The organism is Microbacterium sp. DWRC1-3 (assembly GCF_049896645.1).
Taxonomy (GTDB): domain Bacteria; phylum Actinomycetota; class Actinomycetes; order Actinomycetales; family Microbacteriaceae; genus Microbacterium; species Microbacterium maritypicum.
In genome coordinates this window covers 2059732-2079197 of sequence record NZ_JAFCUS010000001.1, presented here as the reverse complement: position 1 = coordinate 2079197, position 19466 = coordinate 2059732, and the positions used below count along the sequence as shown (strand labels likewise).

Below are 19466 nucleotides of genomic sequence, written 5' to 3'. Positions count from 1 at the left end.
CGGCCGTGGTGAACGGGGCGCCGGGGTCGGCGTGGGCCTCCCTGCGCACGACGCCGGGGCGGGGAGTCGACGAGCTGCTGATCCTCGGCACCCCGGCCCACGACGATCGGACGCCTCTGAACGAGCGGCACCTGTTCGATCTCGCGTCGCTCACGAAGGTCTTCACCGCAGTCGCCGCACTGCGGCTCGTCGACCAGGGCAGGGTCGACCTCGACGCGCCCGTCGCGCCGGTCCTGGATGCCGGTTCGGGTGAGGGCGCTGGACGCATCACCCTCCGCCACCTCCTCACGCACAGCTCAGGGCTGCCGGCCGAGGGACGCGAGTGGCGGGACGGGATCCGCGGCGATGAGTTGCGCGCGCGGGTCCTGCAGCGACCGCTCGGATCTGAACCCGGTGGTGGTCACCTCTACTCCGACGTCGGGTACATCGCCGCAGGGGAGTACCTGGAGCGCGTCGCGGGGAGACCCCTCGCCGAGCTGTGGGCGGAGGTGGCGACGGCCATCGGCGCGGGGTCGCTGACATCGTCGCCCGATCCGCGCGAGGCCGTGGCGACGGAGGATCAGCCGCACCGCGGTCCGGTGCGCGGAGACGTGCATGACGAGCTGGCGCACGCGCTCGAACGCCCGGCGGGTCACGCCGGGCTGTTCGGGTCGGTGCACGACGTCGCCGCATTGGCGCGGATGATCCGTGAGGACGGGCAGGGGCCGCGGGAGCGCGTGCTGTCCACGGACTCCACGCGCGCACTCCGCGTGCCGACCGTGCGTGCCGATGCCGGTTACGGCCAGGCGATCGGGTTGCGGGTACGGGACGAGTCGTGGATGTCCGGCATCGACGCGGTGGGGCATACCGGATTCACGGGCACATGCTTCGCCGTCCACACCGGTTCCGGCGGCTTCGGTGTGCTGCTCGTCAACCGCGTGCATCCATCGCGTGAAGACGCCGACATCGCCGCCGTCCGTCGCGCCTTCCTCGCACCGCTCGCGTCCTGAACCTCAGTCCGTGCGCAGTGGCCGCAGCGTGCGCGCGTAGTCCTCCTTCAACACGGCGAGGTGCAGCCAGGCCTCGATGCGCGTCACCCCCGGCAGTGCGCGCAGCCGCTCGAGGCTGGCGTACAGCGCCCCCGCCGAGGGCTCGACCAATGTGGCCACGGCGTCGAACCGGCCGAGCGTGCGGGCGGCGAAGTCCACACCGCGCCCCCTTCGCAGTTCGTCGATCACGGCCTCGTCGTCGTCGCCGAGCGTCATGCCCACCCCCATCGACAGCTGCCGGTGGGCGAGCCCGCGCGCCTCGACCGCGCTGATCTTGATCACCCCGGCGTCGATCAGCCGCTGCACCCTGGTCGCGACGGCCGAGGGCGACAGGCGCACCTCCTCGCCGAGTGCGCGGAAGCTCTTGCGTCCGTCGGCCTGCAGCTGTTCGATCAGCGCCTCATCGATCGTGTCGAGGGTGACACCGCCGTGGTACTCCGAGACGAAGAAGCCCTTGATCACGGTCGAGTAGATGATCGTGCTGATGTCGAGCACGCCGTCGATCGCACGGATCAGGGCCAGCAGGTCGTGCAGCTCCGACATCGAGCCCACGCGCACCTCGGTGACCACGTCGTGCGCCCCGCCGACGGCCGACACCAGCACGGTCTCGCTCATGTCGCGCAGGTGCTCTGCCACGAGCTCGACCGAGCCGTCGGTGCGGATGGAGACGTGGGCGAGCACGTGCTGACCGAGAAAGACCGGGTCGACGGCGGCGACGACCCGCACCGTGCGGTCGGCGAGCATCGTGCGCAGCCGCGCGGCGACGGCGGCCCGAGACTGCCCGAGTCGCTGTGCCAGCGAGAGGATGCTGGCGCGACCGTCTTCCTGCAGCGCACGGATGAGCTCTGCGTCGAAATCCATGGTTCCGCTCGATTCGGTCAGTTTCCCGCGATCGCACGCTTCGTGGTGCGTAAAGCCAGTGTAGGAGCCTTCTCGGCGACCGGGTAGGCGCGCATTGCACGAATGCGCGATCATATATTCAGTGAATCCGCGTTATCGCTGGAGTTCTGTGCTTGCTGGCCGGGCCGCACGTCCGTAGCATCCTTCGCTATCCGACATCTTCCGCAAAGGAGCGGGCACCCCATGACCACTACCCCCACCAGCGGCACCCACAGCCGGGCGCGACGCGCCGGCATCGCCGCCTTCGTCGGTACCACCATCGAGTGGTACGACTTCTACGTCTACGCGACCGCCGCGGCGCTCGTCTTCGGTCCGCTGTTCTTCCCGAGCGGCGACCGGCTGGCCGAGACCGCAGCGGCCTTCGCGACCTTCGCCGTCGCCTTCCTCGTCCGCCCGCTGGGTGGCATCATCTTCGGCCACATCGGCGACAAGCTCGGTCGGCGCACGTCGCTGGTCATCACGCTGGTGATGATGGGCGCGGCCACGGTTCTCGTCGGCTGCCTGCCGACCTACGAGAACATCGGCATCCTCGCCCCGATCCTGCTGATCCTGCTCCGTGCGGTGCAGGGGCTCGCCGTCGGCGGCGAGTGGGGCGGTGCGGTGCTCATGAGCGTCGAGCACGCCCCCGAGAAGTCCAAGACCTTCTACGGCGGCTTCACGCAGCTCGGCAACCCGGCCGGCGCGCTGCTCGCCTCGGGCATCTTCGCGATCATGACCCGCATGGGCGACGACTTCATCATCAACGGCGGCTGGCGCATCCCGTTCCTGCTGTCGATCGTGCTGGTCGGCGTCGGCTTCTGGGTGCGTTACCGCGTCGAGGAGACGCCCGTCTTCGAGGCGAAGGTCGAGGGCCGCAAGCAGTCGATGCCGTTGGCCTTCGCGCTGCGCACCAACTGGCGTCCGATCCTCCTCGGCATCGGCATCCTGCCCATCTCGACCGGCGGCTACTACCTGGCCACCACCTTCGCCACGGCGTACGCCACCGGTGACACGGTCGCCATCAGCGAGCAGGTGATCCTGGACGCCATGACGATCGCCTCCTTCGTGGAGTTCGTGGTGACCCTCCCCGTCGCCTGGCTGGGCGACAAGTGGGGCCGCAAGAACGTCATGTACATCGGTCTGATCACCTCGGTGCTGACCTTCGTGCCGTTCCTGCTGATCCTGCCGGGGCGCGTGGAACCGCTCATCTTCCTGTTCGCCTCGCTGGTGCGCATCGCGATGAGCGCGACGTACGCGCCGATCGCTGCTCTGCTCTCGCAGATGTTCCGCCCACAGGCCCGCTACACCTCGATCGCGCTGTCCTACGGCGTCGGCGCAGCGGTCTGGGCCGGCTTCTCGCCCTGGTTCGCGACGCAGCTCATCGCCTGGACCGGAAGCATCTGGTCGGTGATCGCGATGTTCATCGGCATGGCCGTCATCGCCGGCATCTGCACGCGCCTCGCACCGCAGCACTCCGACGAGGCCCCCGTCACCGCCTCCTTCACCGCCCGCACCGACACGACCGCGAACAGGCTGCCATGAGAAAGCTCACCCCCTTCGACCGCTCGGCCCAGACGGCACCCGTCCTTCTGACCGCGCACACGATCCACACGGCGGATGCCGCCGCCACGACGGCCACGGCGATGCTGACCGACCGTGGGCGGATCCTCGCGATCGGCACCCCCGCCGAGTGCGAGGCGGCGGCCGAACGGGGTGGGCTCTCTCCGGAGCGCATCGACCTCGGCGACGCCGTCGTCGTCCCGGGCTTCGTCGACGCCCATGCGCATCCGCTCATGTTCGGGCAGATGATGAGCTGGGTCGACTGCGGGCCGGAGAAGGCCGGCAGCATCCCCGAGATCGTGGCCCTGCTGAAGGCGGCGGCCGCCGCCCTCCCTGAGGGGCGCCCCGTGCGCGGCTACGGCTACGAACAGCGCAACCTCGCCGAGAAGCGGCACCCCACCCGTTTCGAGCTCGACGAGGTCGCGGCCGATCGCGAGGTGTACCTCATGAACGCGTCGGGTCACGGCGGCGTCGTGAACTCGCACACCCTCACCGTCAACGGCGTCGACCGGGACACCCCGAACCCCGACGGCGGCGAGTTCTTCCGCGACGCGGAGGGCGAGCTGACCGGAGAGCTGTCGGATGCCGCGTGCAACATCCTCACGGGTGTGCACGGCGTGAAGATCGGTCACCACGGTCCGAACTTCCACCTGGCCGATGAGCCGGAGGAGCACCTGCGCCAGCTGGATGCGGCGACGCAGCGCTTCCTCGCAGGCGGGGTCACCTCGATCGGCGACGCCCAGGTCACGCGTCGGGAGTTCGACATGTACCTGCGCCTGGCCGAGGCCGGACGCCTGGAACTGCGCGTGTCGATGTACCTGCTCTCGCACCTGCTCGACGAGGCCCTCGAGATGGGACTCGTCGGCCAGTTCGGCAACGCCCACCTGAGCTTCGCGGGCATCAAGTTCTACGCCGACGGCACGCTCGGCGGCTGGACCGCGTACTTCCCCGACGGCTACGTGGGCGACCCGTGCCGCACCGGCCAGCTGTACCACGAGCCCGCGGAGTACGCCGGCCTCATCCGCAAGGCGCACGCCGCCGGTCTCCAGACCGCCACGCACGCGCAGTCGCCCACCGCGATCGAGATGGTCGTGTCGGCGATCGAGGCCGCGCTCGCCGAGCATCCGGATGCCGACGCCCGGCACCGCATCGAGCACTGCGGGCTGCCGACCCCCGAGCAGATCGGGCGGATGGCCGCCTCGGGCATCCGCCCGGTCAACCAGACCCAGCACTACTTCAACTGGGGCGAGGGCGTCGAGGAGGCCATCGGCACTCCGGGCGAGCGCTTCAACCCGCTGGGTGAGTTCGAGCGTGCGGGCGTGCCCTTCACGATCTCCTCCGACGCACCGGTCGCCGAGCCCATCCCGCTCGAGGCCATCCAGACCGCCGTCACCCGCGTCACCCGCCGCGGGCACAAGCTCGGCCCCGACGATCTGCGCGTCTCCGCGCTCGCAGCCCTGCGCGCCCACACGATCGAGGGCGCCGTGTCGATCGGGCGCGAAGACGACCTGGGCTCGCTCGAGGTCGGCAAGTACGCCGACTTCGCGGTGCTCTCCGGCGACCCGCTGGCTGTTCCCGCCGAGGAGATCTCGGCGATCACGGTGCGCGAGACCTGGGTCGACGGTGTTCGCCGTCACCGGGTGTGAGGATGATCCGATGAACTCCGAGCAGTACACCGACACCGCCGGCCGCGCGGTGCTGGAGACGATCCGCGCCTACGGCGTGACCGCGATCTTCGGCATTCCCGGCACCCACAACCTCGAGCTCTACCGGCCGCTCGCCGACCTCGGCATCCGCGCGGTGACGAACCGCCACGAGCAGGGATCCGGCTACGGTGCCGACGGCTGGGCGCAGCAGACGGGTCTCCCCGGCGTCGTCATCACGACCTCAGGCCCCGGTCTGCAGAACGCGATGAGCGCGATCGGCACGGCGTTCTGCGAGTCGCGACCGCTCATCGTCCTCTCGCCCGGTGTGCCGCTCGGCGCGGAGTTCGCCGACGTGGGCACGCTGCACGAGACGAAGGATGCCACGGCCATGGTCGGCGCGATCGCCGAGTGGTCGCGCCGCGTGACCAGCGCCGCCGAGGCGGTCGATGCCGTGCACGATGCGTTCGCCCTGTTCCGCACCGGTCGCCCTCGTCCCGTGCACATCGAGATCCCCCTCGACGTGCTGGAGGCGCCGGCCGGGGTTCCCGCCGAGGCGCGACGGCCGCGTCCGGTCCCCGCGCGGGCCTCCGGCGATCCGCAGGCGCTGGCCGAGGCCGCACGCCTGTTGGCCGGAGCGAAGACCCCGGTGATCGTGGCGGGTGGCGGAGCGGTGGATGCCGCGCACGAGGTCACGGTCGTCGCCGAGCGCCTCGGCGCGCCGGTGCTGACGACACTGAACGGCAAGGGCGTGGTGGATGAGCGGCATCCGCTCGCGCTCGGCTCGAACCTGCGTCTCGCTGCGGCGCGCACGGTCGCGGAGGACGCGGACGTGCTGCTCGTGGTCGGCTCGAAGCTCGGTGAGGCCGAGCTCTGGGCACCGCGACTCGAGGCGCGAGGATCCGTGATCCGCATCGACATCTCGCCGGCGCAGCGCGACAAGAACCTCGCAGCGACGGTCGGGATCGCCGGCGACGCGGCCGCGGTTCTGGAAGCGCTGCTCGCGGCCCTCCCCGCAGAGACCCGCCCGCCGCGTGAGCTGACCGCAGAACGCGCCGCGATCGCCGCCGAGATGCGGGAGACCGCCCCCGAGACGGTCGCGCTGGCCGAGATCATCGCCGGCGCCCTGCCCGACGACGCGATCGTCGCCGGCGACTCGTCCCAGATCGTCTACATGGCGCTGGGCAGCGTGCTGGCGTCGGCGCATCCGCACTCCCTGCTCTACACCCCCACCTACGCGACCCTCGGCTACGGCCTGCCCGCGGCGATCGGCGCACGGGTCGCGCAGACCGAGCATCCGGTCGTGACCGTGATCGGCGACGGCGCGCTGATGTTCTGCGTGAACGAGCTGGTCACGGCGATCGAGCAGCGTCTCGACCTCACGATCGTGTGCGTCGACAACGGCGGCTACGCCGAGATCCGGCAGAACGAGCTCGACAGGGGGATGACCCCGATCGGCGTCGACCTGGTGCAGCCCGACTGGGCGGCCCTCGCCACGGCCTTCGGCGCGACCGGGCGGCGGGTGGAGAACCGCGATGACATCGCCTCCAGCATCCGCGCCGCGATCGCCGACGGGGGAGTGCAGCTGGTGCACCTCCCGCAGAACGCCCTCTGACCTCCAGCCGCTGGAACTCTCCCTCACCCCGACGAACAGGAACGAGCAATGACCGAGAACGTGGGCCCCATCGACGCGTCCGTGAACCCCCGCTACTCCGGCATCGCCACCTTCGCGCGCCTGCCGCGGATCGAAGACGTGCCGCGCGCCGACATCGCCGTCGTCGGCATCCCCTTCGACTCCGGCGTGAGCTACCGGCCGGGCACGCGGTTCGGTCCGTCGCATGTGCGCGAGTCGTCGCGACTGCTGCGCCCGTACAACCCTGCGCAGGACGTGTCGCCGTTCGCGATCGCGCAGGTGGTGGATGCCGGTGACATCCCGGTCAACCCGTTCGACCTCACCGAGGCCGTGAGCGAGGTCGAGCGCGCGGCGCTGGCCCTCGGCGAGCAGGTGCAGCGCATCGTCACGATCGGTGGCGACCACACGGTCGCGCTGCCGCTGCTGAGGGCTGTCGCCGCGAAGCACGGTCCGGTCGCTGTGCTGCATTTCGATGCCCACCTCGACACGTGGGACACCTACTTCGGGGCGCCCATCACGCACGGCACACCCTTCCGTCGCGCGAGCGAGGAGGGGCTGATCGACCTCACCGCGAGCTGCCACGTCGGCACCCGCGGTCCCCTGTACTCGAAGCAGGACCTCGAAGACGACGAGCGCCTGGGCTTCTCCATCGTGTCGAGCGAGTACATCGAGGAGCACGGCGTGGAGGCCGGCATCGCCCGCATCATGCAGCGCATCGGCGACAAGCCGCTGTACGTGTCGATCGACATCGACGTGCTCGACCCCGCCCACGCGCCCGGCACCGGCACCCCCGAGGCGGGCGGGTTGACCAGCCGCGAACTGCTGCGGATCCTGCGCGCCCTGTCCTCGCAGAACATCGTCGGCGCGGATGTGGTCGAGGTCTCGCCCGCCTACGACCACGCGCAGATGACCGGCATCGCCGCGAGCCACGTGGTCTACGAGCTCGTGTGCCTGCTGGCAGCCCGCGTGGGGTCTCACTCTCAGTAAAGCGCGGCGAGGAGCTCCGCGAACAGCTCCTCGGCGTCGCATTCGACACGGCGCCGGGTGAACCAGTCGCAGATGTTCACGCAGTCGCGATGCAGCAGATCGAGCCCCTGCGGATTCGCGATGATGTCGACGATCTGCGGCAGGTCGATCACGCGCACCCGCCCCTCGTGCACGAGCAGGTTGTAGGCCGAGAGGTCGCCGTGGGCGAACCCCGCCGCCGCGAAGATGCGCATCAGGTCGACGACCTGCGCGTAGTACCCCTGCAGTTCGGTGCGGTCGCCGCGGGCCTGGGCGAGGCGGGGTGCGGCCGTGCCGTCGGCGTCGCCGAGGAACTCCATCAGCACCTCGGTGCCGTTGACCTGCACGGGATACGGCACCGGGGCCCCGAGCTCCCACATCCGGCACAGCGCCTCGAACTCGGCGAACGACCACTGCGCGGCGGCCACCTCCCGGCCGTGGTCCGACTTCTTGGCGAGGGCGCGCGCGTCGCGGGTGTTCCGGATGCTGCGCCCCTCTGTGTAGACGGATGACCGGTGGAAGCTGCGATGCTCCGTGCTGCGATAGCGCTTCGCCGCGAGGAGGGTGTGCCGGCTCGGGTCGCCCGGCACGCCGCGTTCGAGCAGGAACACGTCGGCCTCCTTGCCGGTCTTGAGGATTCCGTGCTCGGTGTCGAGTGCGCCGGCCGAGGTCACCACCCATGCCGGCCACGGCTCGGGGCCGCGCTCGGACGGGGTGATCGCCGGCCACGTGGACCAGCGCTGGCCCTCGCCGGGGTCGACGTCGGCGAAGGCGAGCTCGGTTTCGAGGGAATCGAATGCGGCGGCGTCGAACGAGGGTGTGTCAAACGAGGGTGCGTCGAAGGACGCGGCTTCCGAGGAAGCGAAGGGATCAGACAAGATGTGGCTCCGGGAGCAGGAGACCACACCAGGATCAGGAGGGGGTGGCCTCGAAGGGAAGGTGGCCGGCGGAGAGCGCGACAAAGACGGTGTTCATGTCCTCGGCTCCTTCCGCTCGGGCTTCCCGGGCCGGTCCCGGTGCGTCGTCGAGCCTAGGGCGTCGATGCGCCGCTGTCCACAGGCGGGGGTCAGCCTCCGACGGGCGGGGTGAGGCGGATGAGCACTCCGTCGCCCTCGCCGCCGGTCGCGACCACCCACGACCCACCCGTCCACGCGGCGGCGTTCGCGCCGCACAGGAACGGCAGCGGATGCTGTCCGGCGGCGTCGCCGAGACGGAGGGCGTCGTCGCGGCGGAGGATGTCACCGTTCGAGGTCTCGGCGCAGTGCAGGCGGCGTTCGACCGCCGTCCGCGCATCGGGGGAGCCGCCGACGATCACGCCCTGCACGTCGCTCTGCTCCGGCTCTCCGCCCCACCACAGCGCCGTGCCGTCGGGAGCGACGGCGACGAGGGGGTGCTCAGCGACCTGCCGATCCCGACTCAGCTCGGTGCCGTCGGCCGCGAGCACGATCCGTGCGGAGGGGGTCGCCAGATACACGCGTCCCGCGCTGTCGACGTCGATGCCGATCGGTGGGATGCCGGGTCGAGCGCTCGGCGCCTCGTCGAGTGCGACCGGGCCGCTGTGCAGCAGGGTCCGTGTCCCGCTCTCGAGATCCACGCGCAGCACCTCGTAGTCCAGGTAGGCGTCGGGAGGGCGCGGCTGGTAGCGCACCACGATGGCGTCGCCGTCGTACACGGCCACATCGCCGAACTCGAAGTCCCCGTAGTCGAAGTCGCCCTGGTCGCCCACGACGTCACCCGGCAGGTCCCTCATCGTCATGGTGGTGGTGTCGAGCACCGAGATCATCGGCATCACGTGGGCGCGGTCGCCCTGCAGCACGACGAGCTCGGTGGCCGAGAGCGGAGCCATCGCCCCGATCCGCGAGACCGGGGCGCCGGGATCGGTGTCGAACCTCGCGAGCGTCTCGCCATCGGCGCCGACGTGCAGCCACGATCCGGAAGATGTGGCCCAGAACCCGCCTGCGCCGTCGGCCGACAGCACGTGCATCCCGTACGACAGGTCGGTCGGGGGACCGGCGGGGGTGGCCTCCGGTCCGGAACCGACGAAGGAGCTCTGGAACGAGATCGGTTCGAGAGCCCAGTCGTCCGGGCCGGCGGCGCGCTGCCCGGTGCATCCGGAGGTGAGCATGATCGCCGCGACGGCGGCGGCACCGCACCACAGGCGCGCCCGTCTCCGTCTCCGATCCCGCATGCTGACACTCTGCAAGCTCGGGCTGGGAACCGACCGAGAGCGCGTCGGACGAATGGTCGGATGCCGCGGACGACCGGTCGGGCGACGGCCTCCGGGTGCTGCGAACGTGGAACCATGACCACGACAGCGCCCGTTCCCACCATGCCGCCCTCCGCGGCGTCCCGCATCCGCTACGGCGGACTCATCGTGCTGATGCTGATGGGCTTCCTGCTGGTCACGGCCGAGTTCCTCCCCAACGGCGTGCTCACCGAGATGGCCGACGGGCTGGGGGTCACTCCGGGTCAGGCCGGACAGACCGTGACCGTGACGGCGCTGGTCGGACTCATCGTCGCGCCGACCGTCGGACTCATGTTCCCGCGGCTGGATCGGCGGTCGCTGCTGGTGTGGATGGCGCTCGCCGCCGCCGTGTCGAACCTGATCGTGGCGATCGCGCCGAACCTGATCATCGTGCTGCTGGCGCGGTTTCTGCTCGGCGCCGCCATCAGCGCCTTCTGGGCGATGTCGATCACGGTCGCTGCGCGCCTGGCGGGACCGGAGAATCTCGGACGCGGTGTCATGTTCACCTCGGCGGGAGTGTCGCTGGCGACCGTGGCCGGTGTGCCGTTGGGCGTCATGCTGAGTGAACTCGTCGACTGGCGGATGGTCTTCGCCATCGCGGGCGTGCTGATGGTCGTGCTCGCGGTGGTGCTGCGGTTCGCGCTGCCGTCGGTGCCGGCCGAGCGGGCGTCGAGCCTGCGTCTGCTCGTCGACACGCTGCGCCGCCCCGGCATCGGTCTCGGCATGGTCGGCCACGTGCTCGTCGTGCTCGGGCACTTCCTCGCCTACACGTACGTGCGGCTCGCGCTGGAGCGGATCCCCGAGGTCGACGCCTCGACCATCGTCGTGCTGCTCGCGCTGTTCGGCGTCGGCGGCCTCCTCGGCAACATCACGATCGGGCTCGTGATCGACCGCACGTTCGCCTTCTTCGCGGTGTTCGCGCCGCTCGTGATCGCCGTGTCCGTGATGTCGATGATCCTGTTCTCCGGGTCGATCGTGGGTGTCGGCATCGTCGTGCTGGTGTGGGGCTTCTTCTTCTCGTCCTGGCTGATCGTGGCGAACACGTGGGTCGGCCACCGGATGCCGGATCGGCTCGAAGCCGGCGGCAGTCTCGTCGTCGTGGGGTTCCAGGGGGCGATCACCCTCGCGGCCGGCATCGGCGGACTGCTCGTGGACACCCTGAACGTCGAGCTGGTCTACCTGATCGGGTCGATCGCGCTGCTCGCCGGCGCGGTGCTGTTCGGCGCGTCCAACCACGTCAGCAGCAGGGCCTGAAGGCAGAGATCCTCGGGCCGAGATCCTCAGGCCGAGATCGGCGTGCGGTTCGCCAGACGCCACGACGAGGGGGTCTGCCCGGTGCGGCGGCGGAAGGCCCGGCTGAACCCCTCGTCGGAGGCGTAGCCCAGCTCACGGGAGATGTCCGAGACGCTTCGCCCAGCCTCGAGCATCCGCTTGGCCGCGTCGACGCGCACCTCGGTGACGTAGTCGGCGGGGGAGCGGCCGACGGTGCTGCGGAACCGTTCGGCGAAGGTCGAGCGCGACATGGCGCCGATGCCGGCGAGGCGCTCCACCGTCCAGTCCCGGCCCGGTTCCTCGCGGATGGCGTCGACGACGCGGTCGAGGAACGGGTCGTTCGACAGCGAGGGCCAGCCCGTCGGGGCACAGCCGTTCGCAGCCCAGGCGCGGATGACCGACAGCAGCACGGTCGTCGCCATCATGCGGCAGATGATGGGGTCGCCCTGGCGGGCGGGCATCACCGTGTCGCCGAGCACCCCCATGTTCAGCGCCAGGGCGGCGGCGGCGGGCTCGACGGCGTCGAACCCGGTGACGGTGAGGAACGGCGGCAGCAGGGCGGGCAGCGGCGAGGCCGCATCGGCGAGCTCGATGTCGGCGATCATCAGGCTCGTGTCGTCCCGCGCTTCGAGCACGAACGGCGAACGGCCGAGGGTCAGGAACGCGTCGCCCGCCACGAGCAGGTCATGGCGGGCCTTCGTGTCGACCCTGAGTCGCTGCGAGTCGGGATCGACGTCGAGGCGGCAGCCGTCTCCGAGCGGAGGATGCCCCTGCACAGCGCCCTCGGCGATGTAGACCAGGGTGATGGTGTCGGCGGGGATCGGCAGCAGCGCTCCCGCAGCTACCGAGGTGCGACGGCCGATGCCGACGCGCAGGTCGACCGCACCGAGCACGTTCGAGAGCGCGTCTGCATCCACTGTCACCATGCCTTCGGCAACGTCGTCGCGCGGCGTGCTATTCCGCCGTCGGCCGCGTCGAGGCACGAAACGGGTCGCGTCGTGCTGACGGACTCAACCATTCGGTTGATTCGAAGGGGGTGACCGCCGGATACGGTGGAGGGACACCACCCGAGGAGTACCGTGTTCCGCACCCCCGACCGACTGTTCCGAGTTCTCGCGATCGCGGAGGCGATCACCTGGACGATCCTGATCGCCGCGATCATCGCCCGCGCCGTCGGCGCCCCCGGAGTCGTGGTGACCGTGGGCGGAGGCATCCACGGGTTCATCTTCCTGAGCTACGCGGCGACGGCGATCCTGGTCGCGCTGAACCAGCGCTGGCATGTCGGTGTGGGTGTTCTCGCCGTCGCCAGCGCCGTCATCCCGTACGCGACGATCCCGACCGAGATCTGGCTGCACCGCACCGGGCGGCTCACCGGGGCCTGGCGTCTCGAGGCGACCGACGACCCGCGCGATCGCCGCTGGTACGACCGGCTGATGCGGTGGTTCCTGCAGCGGCCGTGGGTTCTCGCGCTGCTTCTGGTCGTCGGTATCGTCGCGCTCTACGTGATCCTGCTGCTGGTGGGTCCTCCCGGCGGCAAGTGACGCCCGGCGGGGTCGGATCCCTCGCCGGGTTCAGGGCGTGACGACGACCGCGTTCTCCTCGTTGATCGCAGCCAGCGTCGCCTCTGCATCCGCGGCGGTGCAGTCCACGACCACCGACAGGCCCACCCCGGTCTGCGTGAACGCACGCGCGGCCATGAGCCAGGTGCGGCTGCCGTCCACGCCGACGACCTGGCGCGTCTCGACGCCTCCGCTGCCGCCCGCCATGTAGCTGAACTCGCCGGTAGTGGCGAGCGGGGTGACCTCGCTGGTCGGAGTCTGCAGCAGCACACCGAGGATCGCGTCGGACGAGGCGCTGTCGTCTCCGGCGACCACGGGAACGTCGGTCGTGTATCCCTGCCAGAACCGCGCCGTGCAGGTGCCGTCGACCGTGCCGTACGTCCAGGCGCCGTTGCCGTCGTCGGGCGAGACGATCTTCCAGCCCTCGTCGACCACGAGCCCGTCGCCCCATTCGATGTAGGTGTCGCTCGCGAGATCGAGGCCTTCGGTGAAGGTCAGGGTCGAGCCGGACGACTCGTCGCTCGGCGCATCGGTCTCCGGGCTCGACGAGGGGACATCGGTGGGCGACCCCACCGGGATCTGCGCGTACAGGCATCCGCTCAGTGACAGCACGGCCACAGCGGCGATCGCGGTGCTGGCCAGGCGCAGGGGGATCGAGGAGGAGGGGCGCGTCATGCCGGTCAGCCTAGTCCCGGACCGTCATCGTCTCCGGTCCACGGTTCCACCCGGGCCGACTGATCAGTGGGCGCTGACGACCCCGATCGAGTCGTGCACGATGACCGTCGCGACCCGAGCGCCGGCACCCGCCGCGACGATGAGCTGCTGCGGACCGGGTGTCGCGGCGTCGCCCGCGGCGTAGAGCCCCGGCACATCGGTGCGACCCGAGCGGTCCGTGCGCAGATGCCCGGCGTGATCCAGCGTGGGCGCGATCCCGTCGAGGAACGTCAGCGCGTTCTCCCACTCGGGGCGCACGAAACCGCCGTCGACCGGGACCGACGTGCCGTCGGCCAGACGGATGGCGTCGAGGCTTCCCCGCTCACCCACGAGCTCGACGATCGTCTCGCGACGCACGTCGATGCCGGAGGCGGCGAGCTCCGCCTCCTCGTCCGCGGTCACGACGTCCGCCCCGTGCGTGAACACGGTGAGGCTCTCGGTCCAGCGTCCGATGAGTCGCGCGCGGTCGGCGATGTCGGGCGTCTCGCCGATCAGGGCGAGGCGGCGGCCCTGCAGCTCCCACGCATCGCAGGTGGCGCAGCTGAACAGGCTCATGCCGTAGTACCCGCGCAGGTTCGGGACATCGGGGAGCGTCTCGCGCAGCCCGGTGGCCAGCAGCACCGCCCCGGCCGTGACGGTGGTCTCGGTATCCCGCCGGCCGATGTCCGCCGCGAACACACGTCGATCGCCGTGCGGTCCCGTCCCCTCTCCGTCCGTCTGCCGGAGGGCGGTGACGCGCGTCCGCGATCGCACCTCCACGTTCGGATAGGCCGCGAGCTCTTCTCTGGCGAGGCGCCGCAGCTCGTGCGGCGGGATGCCGTCGCGGGTCAGGAACCCGTGCGATCGCAGCGTCGCCGCATTGCGCGGACGATCGGCGTCGATCACCAGCACGCGTGCGAGCGCGCGGCCGAGGTTGAGGGCGGCGGAGAGACCGGCCGGTCCGCCGCCCACGATGAGCACGTCGTAGTCGGCACGCTCGTTCATGTCCGCCATCGGTGATGTCATCCGCACGGTCCTTCCGAGAAAGGGGCGGATCCATCGCGCGGCGTCTGCCGGGGCGACACCGCCGGGCGGCCGCTAAGGCTCGCCTTACTCTCATTTTGCCACTGTTCGAGGCTGTCTCGGTCGGTTCGACGGTGTCTCGGGCGCCCGAGGCCAGGAACCCGTGCTCGCTAGGATCCCCCTATGCGGCTCCGTGCCATCGACCTCGTCGACGTCCTGATGTATCTGATCGTGCTCGGCACGTTCAGTCAGCTGTTCCCCGCGGTCATCTCCGAGACGTTCCTGCTGTCGCTTCTGACGGCGATCCTCCTGAAGATCGTCCTCGAGGCCGTCGTCTGGGTGAAGGGGAGGGCGATCGCCCACATCCGATCCGACGGCACGGCGGCCAGGCGAGCGGTCGGTGTCGTCGTGCTGCTGCTGATCCTCCCCGGCAGCAAGTTCCTCGTGCTGGAGCTGGTGGACGTCGTGTTCGGAGATGCCGTCCAACTCGGCGGGTTCTTCCTGGTGACCCTGCTGATCGTCGTCCTGATGCTCGCGCGCGGCGCCGCGCGACGACTCCTCTCGCCAGCGCCGACCGTCGAGAGCGCCGCCTGAGCGCGAAGGGCTCGGTGCGCTCAGCTGCGACGGACGGGCTGCTGCAGCTCGGTGACCCAATCGGACTGGTCCTCGGAGACCGCGCGCACATACAGCTCGCGACACGGGCCGTCGTGCACCAGGCCCCGCGCGAAGATCTCGGTGTGGATCGCGTGCCAGCTCTCGGCGATGTGCTCCATCGCTCCGAGATGGATGCCGCACACGGCCTCCGTCGCCGCGGGGAGCTCGACGATCTCGAAGCCCTCGCGCGCGGGGCCGCTGTACGTGTAGCCCGCGATGACCTGCAGCCCGTCGTCGAGAGTCTCGTACTGAGCGATCGGGGTGGCCAGGGAGTGCGTGTCGCCGATGATCTCGGCCACGGCGTCGAAGGCGGGCCCGACCACTCCGGCGACGGCCGGCTGGTCGGCCACGACCGTGCGGATGGCAGCGAGGCGCACGGCGGGGAGGGGCTTGTCGATGATCTCGATCTGGGACATGTGCTTCTCTCTCTCGATGAGGTGGAGGCGCCTCTCCACGTCGACGAGTCTCTCCGCGGCGATCCGATGCTCCTGCTCGACTTCTGCGCGACGGATCCTCAGCAGGGCGGCGATGCGTTCGGCATCGACGCCGCGTTCGAGGATCGCCGAGACGTCATCGAGACCGAAACCCAGCTGGCGCAGGGCGACGATCCGGTGCAGCCGTTCCAGCTGCGAGGGATCGTAGGAGCGGTATCCGGTGAACTCGTCCACGTGGGCGGGCTCGAGCAGGCCGGCCGTGTCCCAATGCCGGAGCATCCGGTGGGTCACCTGGCCGATCTGCGCGAACGCTCCGATGGACAACATGTCTCAGTTCTCCCGTCTGCCACTGTGTCAGAGTCAAGTATCGCGTCCATGCGGGCGCCCTGCGGCGTCGCGCGCTGCCGGTCCGAGGAGCTCCCGAACGGAGTTCCGGTATATCGTTTTTAGGCCCTGATCTGGGCCTTTGAATGTCGGTGGCCCCTGGTTCACTGAAGGTATGACGGCACTGGCGGATGCGACTCGCGAGCAGGTGGCTGCGCTCGCTGCGCTCACCGAGATGCTCGTCGAGGTCGAGCGCACGATCAGCAGTCTGCAGGCCGCACGCGACGGCATGCTGGCCGTGGGCTCGCGGCTCGCACTCGAAGTCGCTGAGCAGGCGGAGCATCCCGATCAGGGGGAGATGTCTGCGCGCACCGTCGCCGCGGAGTTCGCCGCAGCCCTGCGAGTGAGCGATCGGACGGTGCAGCGGCGGATGGCGGATGCGGTGTGGGTCGTAGAGCGCTTCCCGATGGTCTGGGAAGCGCAGGGCGCCGGTCGTATCAGCGCGGCGCACGCCCGCGTCGTGTGCGAAGCGGGCGAGCATCTCGACGATGCGGCGAGCCGCGATGCCTACGCGACGCAGATGATCGTCTTCGCCGAGACCGAGTCTCCCGCCCGCGTCGGCCGCATGGCTCGGCGGGTGGCCGAGCGGTTCCAGGCGCGGTCGATCGAGGAGCGGCATCTCGACGCGCGGGAGAAGAGAGCCGTGTGGGTGAAAGACGTCGGCGACGGGATGGCACAGCTCGGGGTGCTCGGTCCCTCGGCGCTCGTCCACGGTGTCTTCGATCGCCTGACGCAGATGGCCGAGGCGATGCAGGAGCCCGAGTCCCCGGAGCCCGAGCCCCCGGAGCCCGAGTCCCCGGTGCCCGATCGGCGCACCATCGCGCAGCTCCGCGCCGATCTCGCCCTCGACCTGCTCCTCACCGGTGCCCCGGTCGGGCACGACGGCTCGGAGGGGCCCCTCGCGGCGATCCGCGGAACGGTGTCGATCACTGTTCCCGTCATGACCCTGATCGCGGGCGACGCGACACCGGCCGAGCTGAACGGCCGCACCCCGATCGACCCCGTGACCGCCCGCCGGTTCGCCGGTGCGGCATCCGGATGGGACCGTATCCTCACCCACCCCATCACCGGGACGGTCCTCGCGGTCGACCGCTATCGGCCGGGTTCGGATCTGCGGAGACATCTTCGCGCCAGGGATCAGCGTTGCAGATTCCCCACCTGCGGGTATCCGTCCACCGATTGCGACATCGATCATCATCGCGATGCCGTGCTCGGTGGCTCCACCGACGAGTCGAACCTCGGCCATCTGTGTCGACGCCATCATGTGCTCAAGCACCATTCGCCGTGGACGGTCGAGCCTCTGGGTGGTGGCCTCTACGCCTGGACGAGCCCGACCGGCAAGGTCTACATCGACCGGCCGCCTCCCCAGAACACCGTCACCTTCACCGAGGATCCCGAGGTCGCCCCGTTCTGAGTGACGCAGCTGAGCACCCGGAACGGCGCCGTATCTCAAAGTTGAGCCAATTCATATCAAGTTCATTTGACTCCTTCTCGACCCCTGGGTACACTTGAGTCATCGCGACTCAGGTTTTCCTGATCGCCGCAGATCTTCCGAACCACAACGAACTTCCAACAAAGGAGAGAACACATGGCACGTGCTGTCGGTATCGACCTCGGAACCACCAACTCCGTCGTCAGCGTCCTCGAGGGTGGCGAGCCCAAGGTCATCGCCAACGCCGAGGGCTTCCGCACGACCCCCTCGGTCGTGGCCTTCACCAAGGACGGGGAGGTGCTCGTCGGTGAGACCGCGAAGCGCCAGGCCGTCACCAACGTCGATCGGACGATCGCTTCCGTCAAGCGCCACATGGGCACCGACTGGAGCTTCGACGTCGACGGCAAGAAGTGGACGCCGCAGGAGATCTCCGCGCGCATCCTCATGAAGCTCAAGCGCGACGCCGAGGCGTACCTGGGTGACACGGTGACCGACGCGGTCATCACCGTCCCCGCGTACTTCAACGATGCCGAGCGTCAGGCCACCAAGGAGGCCGGCGAGATCTCGGGCCTCAACGTGCTGCGCATCATCAACGAGCCGACCGCGGCCGCGCTCGCCTACGGTCTCGACAAGGGCAAGGAAGACGAGCTCATCCTGGTCTTCGACCTGGGTGGCGGAACGTTCGACGTCTCGCTGCTCGAGGTGGGCAAGGACGACGACTTCTCCACGATCCAGGTGCGCTCGACCGCCGGTGACAACCGTCTCGGTGGAGACGACTGGGACCAGCGTCTCGTCGACTACCTGATCAAGCAGTTCAAGGAGACCACGGGCGTCGACGTCTCGGGTGACAAGATCGCCCTGCAGCGTCTCAAGGAGGCTGCGGAGCAGGCGAAGAAGGAGCTCTCCTCCTCGACGTCGACGAGCATCAACCTGCCCTACCTGTCGCTGACCGAGTCGGGCCCGGTGTCGCTTTCCGAGACCATCACCCGCGCGAAGTTCGAGGACCTCACGAAGGACCTTCTCGACCGCACCAAGAAGCCGTTCGAGGACGTCATCCGCGAAGCCGGCATCAAGGTGTCCGAGATCGACCACATCGTGCTCGTCGGTGGATCCACGCGTATGCCTGCGGTCGCCGAACTCGTCAAGCGCGAGACCGGCAAGGACGCGAACAAGGGCGTCAACCCGGATGAGGTCGTCGCCGTCGGCGCCGCGCTCCAGGCCGGTGTCCTCAAGGGTGAGCGCAAGGACGTTCTCCTCATCGACGTCACCCCGCTGAGCCTCGGTATCGAGACCAAGGGCGGCATGATGACCAAGCTCATCGAGCGCAACACGGCCATCCCGACCAAGCGCAGCGAGACCTTCACCACGGCAGACGACAACCAGCCGTCCGTCGCGATCCAGGTCTTCCAGGGCGAGCGTGACTTCACGCGCGACAACAAGCCGCTCGGCACGTTCGAGCTGACGGGTATCGCTCCGGCTCCCCGCGGCATCCCGCAGATCGAGGTCACCTTCGACATCGACGCCAATGGCATCGTGCACGTGTCCGCCAAGGACAAGGGCACCGGCACCGAGAAGTCGATCGTCATCTCCGGCGGCTCGTCGCTGTCGAAGGAAGACATCGAGCGCATGGTGCGCGAGGCCGAGGAGCACGCCGCTGAGGACAAGGCGCGCCGCGAGGCCGCAGAGGTCCGCAACCAGGCCGAGACGCTCGCGTACTCGATCGACAAGCTGATCACCGAGAACGACGACAAGCTGCCCGAAGACGTGAAGACCGAGGTCAAGGCCGACGTCGACGCGCTCAAGACGGCGCTGGCCGGCGAAGACGACGAGGCCGTGAAGACCGCGTTCGACAAGCTCAACCAGTCGCAGTCCAAGCTCGGCGAGGCCATCTACGCCTCCTCGCAGGCGGATGCCGCTGCCGGCGCTTCGGCTGACGGCGAGGCCCCGGCCGGTGACGCTCCCTCCTCCGAGGAAGACGTCATCGACGCCGAGGTCGTCGACGACGAGGACGAGAAGAAGTAA

Annotated in this window: 17 protein-coding genes; 10 read left to right on the top strand and 7 right to left on the bottom strand. The window is 69.6% G+C overall.

Annotated elements, in window-relative coordinates; all coding sequences use genetic code 11:
• The first annotated feature begins 5 nt into the window (after window positions 1–5).
• Window positions 6–989 (top strand): serine hydrolase domain-containing protein, encoded by a 984-nt coding sequence (locus ACP699_RS10080; protein WP_426170899.1) that lies wholly within the window; start codon window positions 6–8, stop codon window positions 987–989.
• Window positions 990–992: 3 nt separating this feature from the next.
• Here ACP699_RS10080 and ACP699_RS10075 read toward each other — a convergent pair whose 3' ends face one another.
• The gene (locus tag ACP699_RS10075) at window positions 993–1889 is read right to left on the bottom strand and encodes an Lrp/AsnC family transcriptional regulator (protein ID WP_017829669.1); all 897 of its coding nucleotides are present in this window, start codon (window positions 1887–1889) and stop codon (window positions 993–995) included.
• Window positions 1890–2111: 222 nt separating this feature from the next.
• On the opposite strand from ACP699_RS10075, the gene ACP699_RS10070 reads away from it, so the two are divergent.
• Genes ACP699_RS10070 through speB form a run of 4 tightly spaced genes read left to right on the top strand, consistent with a single transcriptional unit; the run spans window position 2112 to window position 7730 of the window.
• Window positions 2112–3449 (top strand): MFS transporter, encoded by a 1338-nt coding sequence (locus tag ACP699_RS10070; protein WP_055874885.1) that lies wholly within the window; start codon window positions 2112–2114, stop codon window positions 3447–3449.
• Entirely contained in the window at window positions 3446–5113 is a 1668-nt protein-coding gene (locus ACP699_RS10065) for an amidohydrolase (protein ID WP_055874882.1), read from the top strand. Before ACP699_RS10070 ends, ACP699_RS10065 begins: the two co-directional genes overlap by 4 nt.
• 10 nt (window positions 5114–5123) lie before the next feature.
• Window positions 5124–6725, top strand: a complete 1602-nt coding sequence (locus tag ACP699_RS10060) for a thiamine pyrophosphate-binding protein (protein WP_426170895.1) — start codon at window positions 5124–5126, stop codon at window positions 6723–6725.
• A 48-nt stretch (window positions 6726–6773) separates the two neighbouring features.
• The gene (gene speB / locus ACP699_RS10055) at window positions 6774–7730 is read left to right on the top strand and encodes an agmatinase (RefSeq protein ID WP_426170893.1); all 957 of its coding nucleotides are present in this window, start codon (window positions 6774–6776) and stop codon (window positions 7728–7730) included.
• Here speB and ACP699_RS10050 read toward each other — a convergent pair.
• Entirely contained in the window at window positions 7724–8626 is a 903-nt protein-coding gene (locus ACP699_RS10050; protein ID WP_426170891.1) for a serine protein kinase RIO, read from the bottom strand. The genes speB and ACP699_RS10050 overlap by 7 nt on opposite strands.
• Window positions 8627–8814: 188 nt before the next feature.
• Window positions 8815–9936, bottom strand: coding sequence for a hypothetical protein (locus tag ACP699_RS10045; protein ID WP_302793711.1), 1122 nt, complete (start codon window positions 9934–9936; stop codon window positions 8815–8817).
• Window positions 9937–10050: 114 nt separating this feature from the next.
• Between ACP699_RS10045 and ACP699_RS10040 the strand changes: the two genes are divergently transcribed.
• Window positions 10051–11247, top strand: a complete 1197-nt coding sequence (locus ACP699_RS10040; RefSeq protein WP_302793710.1) for an MFS transporter — start codon at window positions 10051–10053, stop codon at window positions 11245–11247.
• Window positions 11248–11273: 26 nt separating this feature from the next.
• On the opposite strand, the gene ACP699_RS10035 is transcribed toward ACP699_RS10040, so the two are convergent.
• The gene (locus tag ACP699_RS10035; RefSeq protein ID WP_151485660.1) at window positions 11274–12191 is read right to left on the bottom strand and encodes a helix-turn-helix domain-containing protein; all 918 of its coding nucleotides are present in this window, start codon (window positions 12189–12191) and stop codon (window positions 11274–11276) included.
• Between the two features lie 153 nt (window positions 12192–12344).
• Between ACP699_RS10035 and ACP699_RS10030 the strand changes: the two genes are divergently transcribed.
• Window positions 12345–12806 carry a DUF3817 domain-containing protein gene (locus ACP699_RS10030; protein ID WP_017829660.1) on the top strand — a complete coding sequence of 154 codons (462 nt, stop codon included), beginning with the start codon at window positions 12345–12347 and terminating at the stop codon, window positions 12804–12806.
• A 30-nt stretch (window positions 12807–12836) separates the two neighbouring features.
• On the opposite strand, the gene ACP699_RS10025 is transcribed toward ACP699_RS10030, so the two are convergent.
• Both ACP699_RS10025 and ACP699_RS10020 read right to left on the bottom strand, forming a co-directional pair.
• Complete coding sequence (locus ACP699_RS10025) at window positions 12837–13499, bottom strand: hypothetical protein (RefSeq protein WP_302793709.1); 663 nt, start codon at window positions 13497–13499, stop codon at window positions 12837–12839.
• 63 nt (window positions 13500–13562) lie between these two features.
• Complete coding sequence (locus ACP699_RS10020) at window positions 13563–14543, bottom strand: NAD(P)/FAD-dependent oxidoreductase (RefSeq protein ID WP_302793708.1); 981 nt, start codon at window positions 14541–14543, stop codon at window positions 13563–13565.
• Between the two features lie 180 nt (window positions 14544–14723).
• On the opposite strand from ACP699_RS10020, the gene ACP699_RS10015 reads away from it, so the two are divergent.
• Complete coding sequence (locus tag ACP699_RS10015; protein ID WP_055866330.1) at window positions 14724–15134, top strand: hypothetical protein; 411 nt, start codon at window positions 14724–14726, stop codon at window positions 15132–15134.
• 20 nt (window positions 15135–15154) lie between these two features.
• Here the strand turns inward: ACP699_RS10015 and ACP699_RS10010 are convergent, their stop codons facing one another.
• Window positions 15155–15955, bottom strand: coding sequence for a MerR family transcriptional regulator (locus ACP699_RS10010; RefSeq protein WP_055866328.1), 801 nt, complete (start codon window positions 15953–15955; stop codon window positions 15155–15157).
• A 172-nt stretch (window positions 15956–16127) separates the two neighbouring features.
• Between ACP699_RS10010 and ACP699_RS10005 the strand changes: the two genes are divergently transcribed.
• Both ACP699_RS10005 and dnaK read left to right on the top strand, forming a co-directional pair.
• Entirely contained in the window at window positions 16128–17426 is a 1299-nt protein-coding gene (locus ACP699_RS10005) for a DUF222 domain-containing protein (RefSeq protein ID WP_426170886.1), read from the top strand.
• Between the two features lie 174 nt (window positions 17427–17600).
• Window positions 17601–19466: a molecular chaperone DnaK gene (dnaK, locus tag ACP699_RS10000; protein WP_055866321.1), complete on the top strand. Its 1866-nt coding sequence runs from the start codon at window positions 17601–17603 to the stop codon at window positions 19464–19466.

Excerpts from the sequence above, each read along its gene's own strand:
- ACP699_RS10035 (WP_151485660.1), bottom strand. The coding sequence starts at position 12,191 with ATGGTGACAGTGGATGCAGACGCGCTCTCGAACGTGCTCGGTGCGGTC.
- ACP699_RS10020 (WP_302793708.1), bottom strand. The coding sequence starts at position 14,543 with ATGACATCACCGATGGCGGACATGAACGAGCGTGCCGACTACGACGTG.
- ACP699_RS10075 (WP_017829669.1), bottom strand. The coding sequence starts at position 1,889 with ATGGATTTCGACGCAGAGCTCATCCGTGCGCTGCAGGAAGACGGTCGC.
- ACP699_RS10005 (WP_426170886.1), top strand. The coding sequence starts at position 16,128 with ATGACGGCACTGGCGGATGCGACTCGCGAGCAGGTGGCTGCGCTCGCT.
- ACP699_RS10065 (WP_055874882.1), top strand. The coding sequence starts at position 3,446 with ATGAGAAAGCTCACCCCCTTCGACCGCTCGGCCCAGACGGCACCCGTC.
- ACP699_RS10060 (WP_426170895.1), top strand. The coding sequence starts at position 5,124 with ATGAACTCCGAGCAGTACACCGACACCGCCGGCCGCGCGGTGCTGGAG.
- ACP699_RS10025 (WP_302793709.1), bottom strand. The coding sequence starts at position 13,499 with ATGACGCGCCCCTCCTCCTCGATCCCCCTGCGCCTGGCCAGCACCGCG.
- ACP699_RS10040 (WP_302793710.1), top strand. The coding sequence starts at position 10,051 with ATGACCACGACAGCGCCCGTTCCCACCATGCCGCCCTCCGCGGCGTCC.
- ACP699_RS10010 (WP_055866328.1), bottom strand. The coding sequence starts at position 15,955 with ATGTTGTCCATCGGAGCGTTCGCGCAGATCGGCCAGGTGACCCACCGG.
- ACP699_RS10015 (WP_055866330.1), top strand. The coding sequence starts at position 14,724 with ATGCGGCTCCGTGCCATCGACCTCGTCGACGTCCTGATGTATCTGATC.
- dnaK (WP_055866321.1), top strand. The coding sequence starts at position 17,601 with ATGGCACGTGCTGTCGGTATCGACCTCGGAACCACCAACTCCGTCGTC.
- ACP699_RS10070 (WP_055874885.1), top strand. The coding sequence starts at position 2,112 with ATGACCACTACCCCCACCAGCGGCACCCACAGCCGGGCGCGACGCGCC.
- speB (WP_426170893.1), top strand. The coding sequence starts at position 6,774 with ATGACCGAGAACGTGGGCCCCATCGACGCGTCCGTGAACCCCCGCTAC.
- ACP699_RS10045 (WP_302793711.1), bottom strand. The coding sequence starts at position 9,936 with ATGCGGGATCGGAGACGGAGACGGGCGCGCCTGTGGTGCGGTGCCGCC.